The 7,793-nt window shown below is 53.8% G+C and carries 6 protein-coding genes; 3 read left to right on the forward strand and 3 right to left on the reverse strand.

Annotated elements, in window-relative coordinates; translation table 11 throughout:
• Positions 1-409: 409 nt before the first annotated feature.
• Positions 410-2,530 (reverse strand): FtsX-like permease family protein, encoded by a 2,121-nt coding sequence (locus tag ACTQ34_RS16875; protein ID WP_441364790.1) that lies wholly within the window; start codon positions 2,528-2,530, stop codon positions 410-412.
• A gap of 4 nt (positions 2,531-2,534) precedes the next feature.
• Positions 2,535-3,278, reverse strand: coding sequence for an ABC transporter ATP-binding protein (locus ACTQ34_RS16880; protein WP_441364791.1), 744 nt, complete (start codon positions 3,276-3,278; stop codon positions 2,535-2,537).
• A 282-nt stretch (positions 3,279-3,560) separates the two neighbouring features.
• On the opposite strand from ACTQ34_RS16880, the gene ACTQ34_RS16885 reads away from it, so the two are divergent.
• Both ACTQ34_RS16885 and ACTQ34_RS16890 read left to right on the forward strand, forming a co-directional pair.
• Complete coding sequence (locus ACTQ34_RS16885) at positions 3,561-4,274, forward strand: LytR/AlgR family response regulator transcription factor (RefSeq protein WP_441364792.1); 714 nt, start codon at positions 3,561-3,563, stop codon at positions 4,272-4,274.
• Positions 4,275-4,277: 3 nt separating this feature from the next.
• Positions 4,278-5,561 carry a sensor histidine kinase gene (locus ACTQ34_RS16890; RefSeq protein WP_441364793.1) on the forward strand — a complete coding sequence of 428 codons (1,284 nt, stop codon included), beginning with the start codon at positions 4,278-4,280 and terminating at the stop codon, positions 5,559-5,561.
• A gap of 56 nt (positions 5,562-5,617) precedes the next feature.
• On the opposite strand, the gene ACTQ34_RS16895 is transcribed toward ACTQ34_RS16890, so the two are convergent.
• A complete protein-coding gene (locus tag ACTQ34_RS16895) occupies positions 5,618-5,803 on the reverse strand; it encodes a hypothetical protein (RefSeq protein ID WP_441364794.1) in 186 nt (61 codons plus the stop codon).
• Between the two features lie 198 nt (positions 5,804-6,001).
• Here ACTQ34_RS16895 and ACTQ34_RS16900 point away from each other — a divergent pair, with 198 nt between their 5' ends.
• The gene (locus tag ACTQ34_RS16900) at positions 6,002-7,744 is read left to right on the forward strand and encodes a hypothetical protein (protein ID WP_441364795.1); all 1,743 of its coding nucleotides are present in this window, start codon (positions 6,002-6,004) and stop codon (positions 7,742-7,744) included.
• Positions 7,745-7,793: the final 49 nt, after the last annotated feature.

A 7,793-nucleotide genomic window follows, 5' to 3' on the forward strand; every position in this document is an offset into this window, starting at 1 on the left:
ACATCCCGATCCATTTTTCCTCGTTCCAGCATTGCTCTCACCACCTATTCCTATTTTACCGCGCTCAAACGAAAAAGCCCAGCTTTTGCTGGACTTTTTCGACAGACTGGGAAGGAGTCTGATGACTCCTTTCTTTTTTCTGCTTTCGGCATTATAGGTAAACAGGACAACAAAAGCCATTATGATTTGAAACTTTCTGGAAATGAGACGATGAACCATTTTTGATGCAGCGGCTCTCTGATAAACAGAGGCATTGCATGGATGCAGTGGGGCATAGCGTGTAAGCCGAATGAACGTCTACTACCGCGATTGACAGGCAGTTGCGCTTCAATCATATGCCAACTGCACTATTGCAATAATATGGTTAGAGAATGGGGTGGATTGTATGTGCGTTTGGGGCAGAAGAGGATCAGATGCCCAGCCTGCGGCAGACAGCGCGGCGAGTCAGGCGGTAAACATCGTACAAAATGGCGGATACGGCGAGGATGAGCAGCAGGCAGCTGCCCAGACCGGCTATCTCGCCTATGGTCAGGCGATTGTCGTTAAAGAACATGATCATGGCGTAAAAGGCGTAGATCAGGGCGGTGCCGGTCACCATCGGCACCAGAAACACCCGACGTATCTGGCTGCGGACAGAGCGGAACAGATACGTTCTCGGCGCACCCAGATGGCGCAGGTCGTCATAGACCTGCTGGTTTGTGATGGCAATGGTCAGGCAGCGGGTGAAGGCGATGACAATGACCGCGGCAAAGCAGACGATCGCGATAAAGACGAACAGCATCAGGAATACGACCGTGGTCTTGATAAAGTCCGCCTTGTCCAGCACTCGGAATTTGGGCATGTATTGCCAGTAGAGCCGGAAGTTGGAGCTGTCCCGCTGGGTATAGTCGATCGGGGTGAAGTCGTACTTGTCGCTGGTGGCTGGGTCGAGGAAATACGCTCCTGTCTCGGCAATTGCAATCTCCCGTACAACGGGATCATAGCTGTCGTACAGCGCAACCTCCTGACCGGAGCGGTCCACGATCTCATAAAAGAGCGCCTTGGCAAAGTCGTAGGTTTCCTCGTTGTTTTCCACGTTGAAGAACACCATTTGCTCCCGCCAGTCATCGGGGAGGCGGTCGGTCATGGCCGCGTAGTCGGCGTCATCGATCACATAGCGGCCAAAGAGCAGGTCGTTGCGCAGGTCGTCCGTCATGGTCACTGGCCAGCTTTCTCCGGTGATGGTGTTGGTGACTAAGGTGACGAATCCGCCGAAAACGCCCTGGCCGTCGCCAGTCGCGTCCATGATGCCGGCAATTTGCCCGGGCTGCAAATCCAAATGTTCCCCGGTGAGGGCGTTGTAGGCGGACTCAGAGAGAAAAAGGGCGGACTCTGCCTGCGCATAGTAAACGCTTTCCCAAGTCGTTCCCAGCGGCCCATCGGTTTCTACGTGCCGGTCTCCGTCCACGGCTAGCCGGGCCATGGGGGCTTGCACCCAAGAGGTGATTGTGACACCATATTCCTCGGCCAGCGCACGCACCTCGCCCTCCTGAGGGATGTCCTGATCGGCGCGGAAGTGATAGGCATAGTCCACCGGCCGGGCGTCATAGCCCATCATGGCGCCGGTGCCCAGCATGGGGGTGTAAAAGGAGGCAAAGTAAGCTCCGGCAATCAGCACCGTCATCACCAGCATGTTCCGCACGGTCTGCCGCCCCTGAAAGCGCATCTGGGAGACCGAGATGATGTCCTTGTATCTGCGCCGTCTGCCGCCCCAGCCATTGGCGACAGTGTGCAGCAAAATCATGTACATACCCACCAGCGCAGGCAGATAGAATATGGCGGAGAGCCCCTCCGGGGCGTACCAATGGAGGCCGCGGACGAACACAGCTGGGGCGATGTAGCCGCAGAAGCCGCCCACGACCAGCAAGGCGATGCCCACCCAGCCGTACCATCGTTTGACCGCTCGGATGGGCTCGGAGCGGTGGGACTCCGAAATCACGTCGATGATGTTGGTTCTGCGGATGGAACGGCCACCCAGCAGGAAGAGCATAGCGGTGACATAGGCGGCAAACGCCAGCGCATAGGTGTAGGCGGCGGGGTCAAAGGCAAGGGACATTTCCTGCGTGTCCACCACCAGCGCGCGGAAGATCTGCCACAGCGCCCAAGCCAGAGGGCCGCCCAAGAGCGCCCCGGCGGCGCAGGAGCCCAAGGAAATAACGGCCAGCTCCCGGCGCAGCTCGCGTTTCAGCTGTCCGCGGGAGGCACCCAAGGCGAGAAACACGCCGGTCTCCCGGGACTTTTGCCGGAAGAACAGCCCGGCGGCGTAGGTGGTGAACACCGCGCAGCCGATGACTGCCAAGACAAAAATCATCATCACCTGCTTGCGGCTGTCGCCGCCCTCGGGCAGTACGGCAAGGATGGTGGGCGAGCGCATCATGCACACATAGGCGGTGATCAGCAGCACGGAGAAAAAGCAGCAGCCGCTCAGCAGGGCATACTGCCCTCTGTTCTTCCGCCGCAGGGCGGCATAGGTTTGGGCAAATGTCCGCATCGTCTCACTCCTTTCCCATTTCGCGGATGGCGTCCAGCAGCTGATCTTGAAAGTCGTTCCGGCTCAGCGTGCCCTTGTGCAGTGTCTGCCAAACCACACCGTCACGCAGGATGACAACCTGATCGCAGAAGGACGAGGCAAACGAGTCGTGGGTCACCATAAATATTGTCGCGCCCAATGCGGCCTTGGCCTGTTCAAAGGAGCGGATGACTGCACGGGAGGACTTGGAATCCAGATTGCCGGTCGGCTCGTCGGCGAGGATGAGCAGCGGGTGGTTGATCAGCGCGCGCGCCACAGCGGTGCGCTGCTTTTCGCCGCCGGAGATTTCTGCCGGGTATTTGTCCCGGATGGCGGCAATGCCGAACACATCGCAAAGCTGGTCAGCGCGGGCTTCCGTCGTTGCGGAGATGGTGCCGCCGATGATGGCGGGTAGCAGGATATTCTCCCGGACGGTCAGCCCGTCGAGCAGCAGGAAATCCTGAAACACGAAGCCCAGCTTTCGGTTGCGTATCTCAGCCAGTGTGTCCTCGCCTAGCCGGGCAAGCTCGGTATTCCCCAGCAGAATGCTGCCGTGATCGGCGGGGATATAACAGGAGATGCAGTTGAGCAGCGTGGTTTTGCCCGAACCGGACGGCCCCATCACGGCGACAAACGCGCCTTCGTCCACCGTGAGGGACACCCCTTTGAGCACTTCATAGGTGGCGTTTCCCACCTGATAGGATTTGTGTAAGTCTTTGACGGTCAGCATGGCGACCCCTTCCTTTCTGCATTGGCATAACGCCGGGCTGGTGTCCGGCACTTCTGCTTTCAGCGTACCGTACGGCAGGGGAGCGGACAAACTGCCCCGTCATTTTCCACGCCAAAACGGGAAAGTTTAGGGACAATTCGTTCTGACTTGTCATAATCGGCGGCTTTGCTGTCAAGTTTGGTTTGATGAAACCGGGCAGCCGTGGTAGAATAGCCCCAGTGACCATGAGGGCATGAAAAAAGCCCCGCCGTGCGGCGGGGCAGCGGGAATGGAGGAATGGGAATGCTGCGGATCGGCATTTGTGATGATGTATTGGACGCCAGACTGGCGCTCCAGTCCGCGCTCGAGCGGGTGTTGGAGCCGCGGCGGTGTGAGGCGCAGTTTTTTGCCTTTTCCTCTGGGGAAGGGCTGCTGCAATGGCTGGCGCATCATGCAGGGGAGCTGGATCTGGTGTTTTTGGATATCGAGATGGGGCAGCTGGACGGCATGGAGACCGCCAGACGGCTGCGCGCGGCTGACCCGGATCTGCAACTGGTGTTTGTCACAGGCTATGCCGAGTACGTGTTCGACGGGTACAGCGTCGGCGCGCTGGGGTATCTGCTTAAGCCACCCAAGACGGAGCAGCTCGAGGAGATCGTGACCCGGGCGCAGACAGCACTGTGTCGGGGCATGGAACACACTTTTGTTTGCCGCAATGGAGATACGTATTACCGCATCCCGGTCAGCCGCATTCTGTATTTTGTCTCCGACCGGCGCAAGGTGACCTGCGTGACACCCGAGCGGGAATACACTTTTTATGGCAAGCTGGATAGCGTTGCGGCAGAGGTCGGCAGCGGCTTTGTCCGGCTCCATCAGCGCTATCTCGCGCGAGCGGCAGCGGTCGAGCGGGTGGAGGGCAGCGAGGCGGTACTGACGGACGGAACACATCTGCCAATCAGCCGCGCTTGCCTTGCGGACGCGCTGCTGGCGCTGACGCGGGCGGAATTGGAGGGATAACCGATGGGGGAGCGGTTTTTGGATTGGCTCACGCAGTTGGTAAGCAATGGGACTTGGGTGGCGCTGATCCTGTTCAATGGGTGGCTCATCTACCGGCTGGCTTGCCCGTTTCTGTCGATCCGGGGCAAAGGCTGGGGCGCGCTGCTGCTTTTGCTGTTTGCCGGCAGCAGCGGTATGGTGATCTGGGTGGGTGACCCCAACTTGCTTTATACGCTGCCGTTTTTTCTGGCGGTGTTTTTTCTGTGTACCCGCGGCGACCGCATCGGGCGGCTGACGATGTGCCTGATCTTTTTCTGCTTGGTGATGTCGGTTTGTGCCATGCTGGACACCTATTTGCAGCATGTGCAGGGTTATGATGTGTTAACACGGTTGCTGCGGCCTGTCGTGTTCGGCGGATTGTATCTGGCGCTGTGGCACCGTCTGCCGCAGGAGCCGGTGGTCTTATCTGCCGGACTGTGGCGGCTGATGCTGGGGCTGGCGACGATGCCGTTTTGCGCATTGGTGTCTGTGGTGCTGCTGACGTATAATAAATATCTTTCTTCTGCCGCCTATACGCAGGCAATGAATCTGGGGATGGTCGTGCTGCCCTTTGTGCTGTTGACCGTGGTCATGCTGCTGCGGGCGGTATTGGTGCTGGTTGACCATGAAAAGCTGGAGCAGGCAAGCCGCTTGGCTTCGGTGCGTGAGGTGTATTATCAAGGCTTACAGCGGCAGGCGCAGCAGGTGCGCACGCTGCGCCATGATCTGCGAAACCATATGACGGTAATTCGTGCGCGGCTGGAACAGGGCGACGCGGACGGGGCGCTTCACTATCTGGATGCGCTTTCGGCGTCTCCGGCCTTGCAGGGCGCACAGCGCATCTGCGAGAATGAAATCGCAAATGCCGTGCTGACTGCCAAGGCGGAAGCCATGCGTCAGGCGGGGCTGATACCGGATTTGGCCGTTGCGCTGCCGGAGCCGCTGCCGCTTTCCGACACCGACCTGTGCGCCCTGCTGGGCAATGCGCTCGACAACGCGATGGAAGCGGCCGCGCAGGCGGAGGATAAGACGGTCGTAGTCCGGTGCAAGGTGCACAAAGGGTTGCTGATGCTGCGGGTCCAAAATGCCTTTGCCGGGGAGATATCGGCAGACCTGTCCACGACTAAGGCGGATCAATTGGCGCACGGTCTGGGTCTGCCCAGCATGCGGGAGATCGCGCTGCGCAACGGCGGCACCTTGCAGTCCGAGGCGAAAGACGGCTGGTTTGAACTGCTGATCTGCATTCCGGTTGCCGAAGCCGGACAGTGAGCACCGGATGATGGGGGAAAAGATGGACAAATCAACAAAGTCCGGATGAAGTATCTTCATTCGGACTTTGTTTGATTCACACTTGTCTGATAGGTATTTAGCTCTTGGATGGGATGGCCGAACGCCTCAGTCAGCCGTCCTTCCGCAAAGCTCAGATGCTTGTAAATCGCCCGCGCCGCCTGTCCGTCAGGGTCGCCCTCTCGATAGGTAGCCACGGTGATGTCTTGCAAATTATAATTCATATATGGAAAACATTTTAACTAAAGAGATACACAGATGCGAAGAGTTCGGGGATAGAAAACGGATCGTTCACATTGTCTGTTATCTCCAAACCATTTGCAGCCACAAAGGGATTTAATTGCGTATACGGGAAATGGATGATAAAATGAAGTTGAACTCCAAAATGACATCTATGGCTATTTTGCTTGCGGAGGAAAATAATGTCAAAGCTAACAGAAATCAAAAGTCGAATCGATCAAATGGATGGTGGCGCATTCCAAAATCTTTGTGATGCGTACTTAAGTTATAAAGGATACAAAAATGTATATTCGTTGGGTATGCATACAGGAACAGATAAGACAGCTAAGGGAAATCCGGATACTTATTTTTTAACGGCAGAGAATAAGTATGTTTTTGTGATGTATACGACACAAAAAACAGACTTCTTAAAGAAATCAATTGAGGACATTGATAAATGCTTTGATTCAAGCAAAACAGGTGTTTCTGCGGACGATATAGCAGAGATCATATATTGCCATACATATGGTCGCTTACGAGCAGGCGATGATCAATATCTAAGACAATATTGCGAAAAGCACGGTGTGGTACTGACATTAATTGGATTGGATCAATTGGGAAATGACATCTTCCGTGAGTGTCCAAGTTTAGCCCAAGATTTCTTGGGGATTAGCATCGACTCAGGTCAAATTCTGCCATTGGATCTGTTTGTGGCGAAATATGACGCAAATAAGATGTCCGCTCCATTAGGAACAGAATTCCTTTTTCGAGAAAAGGAGTTAGAAAAAGCCAAGACGGCTTTGTATGATAACGATGTCTTGTTGGTTGCAGGGCCTGCTGGCGTTGGGAAGACTAGATTTGCGCTGGAATTATGCCGACAGTTGGCAGAGGAGAACGGTTACACCGTATTTGTCATAAAAAACAACAATTTGCAGCTATATGAGGATCTTGTATCTGCAATCGAAAAAGGAAAAGATTATTTGGTGCTTGTTGACGATGCCAATGAGCTTTCTGGATTGCACTATGTGTTGGAGTATCTTCAGAAAGCAACGGTAGAATCACGGCATATTTCAAAATTAATCATGACTGTACGCGACTATGCCCGTAAAGAAGTGATGCAGAGCGTTATGGAGTTTATTCGACCGAAAACAATCAAAATCGCTAAATTTAATGATGATGAGATATGTAAACTTGTAGAAATGTGTTGCGGTATCACAAATCGAGTTTACACAGATCGTATTGTGGCCATTGCGGAAGGGAACGCGCGTCTGGCAATGCTTGCTGGAAAACTTGCAGTAGATTCCCAAAGTCTTGCTTCAATTCAGGACGCATCAGATCTTTATTATAACTATTACGGCAAACAGTTGAATGCTCTTATCGAAAGTGAGACAGGCGTGAGTTCGGCTGGAATTATTGCATTTGTTCAAGCGATCCATCTAAAGCATCTCGAAAAGCTTATCCCAATTTTTGAGGTCGTGGGAATAAGTAGCAGTGATTTTACATCGGATCTGAAATTGCTCCACAGAGCGGAAATCATCGATCTGTGCAATGACGAGGCAGCAAGAATTTCGGATCAAAGTTTCAGCAACTTTTTAATCAAGTATGTTTTTGTCGAGGAAAAGATTATTCCTCTTAGTAAAATGATTGAAATATCCTTTCGGATAAATCAACGCAGGACTGTTGAGGCATGCAATATTCTCTTAAATGTATTCTCGGATCAGGGTGTGAGAGAATATGTGGAAGCCCAAATTAACATTGTGTGGGATAAGCTGGAAAGTAATGTTGAGAAGTTTCCTCCATTCTTCAAAGCATTTCATATGGTACGTCCGATACAAACTCTTTTATTGTTGCAGAAATATATTGAACAAGAGTCATATCATCCGTTTGAGGTCTGTCCCAAATTTTGTGTAAACACTGCCGGGCAGTGCAAAATAGAGCCAAAATAATTTAAGGCGGGAGCGGCGCCAGCTGCTGATGCCTTGTCTACAAAATAAC

It is taken from the genome of Agathobaculum sp. LCP25S3_E8 (assembly GCF_052117165.1).
Taxonomy (GTDB): Bacteria; Bacillota; Clostridia; order Oscillospirales; family Butyricicoccaceae; genus Agathobaculum.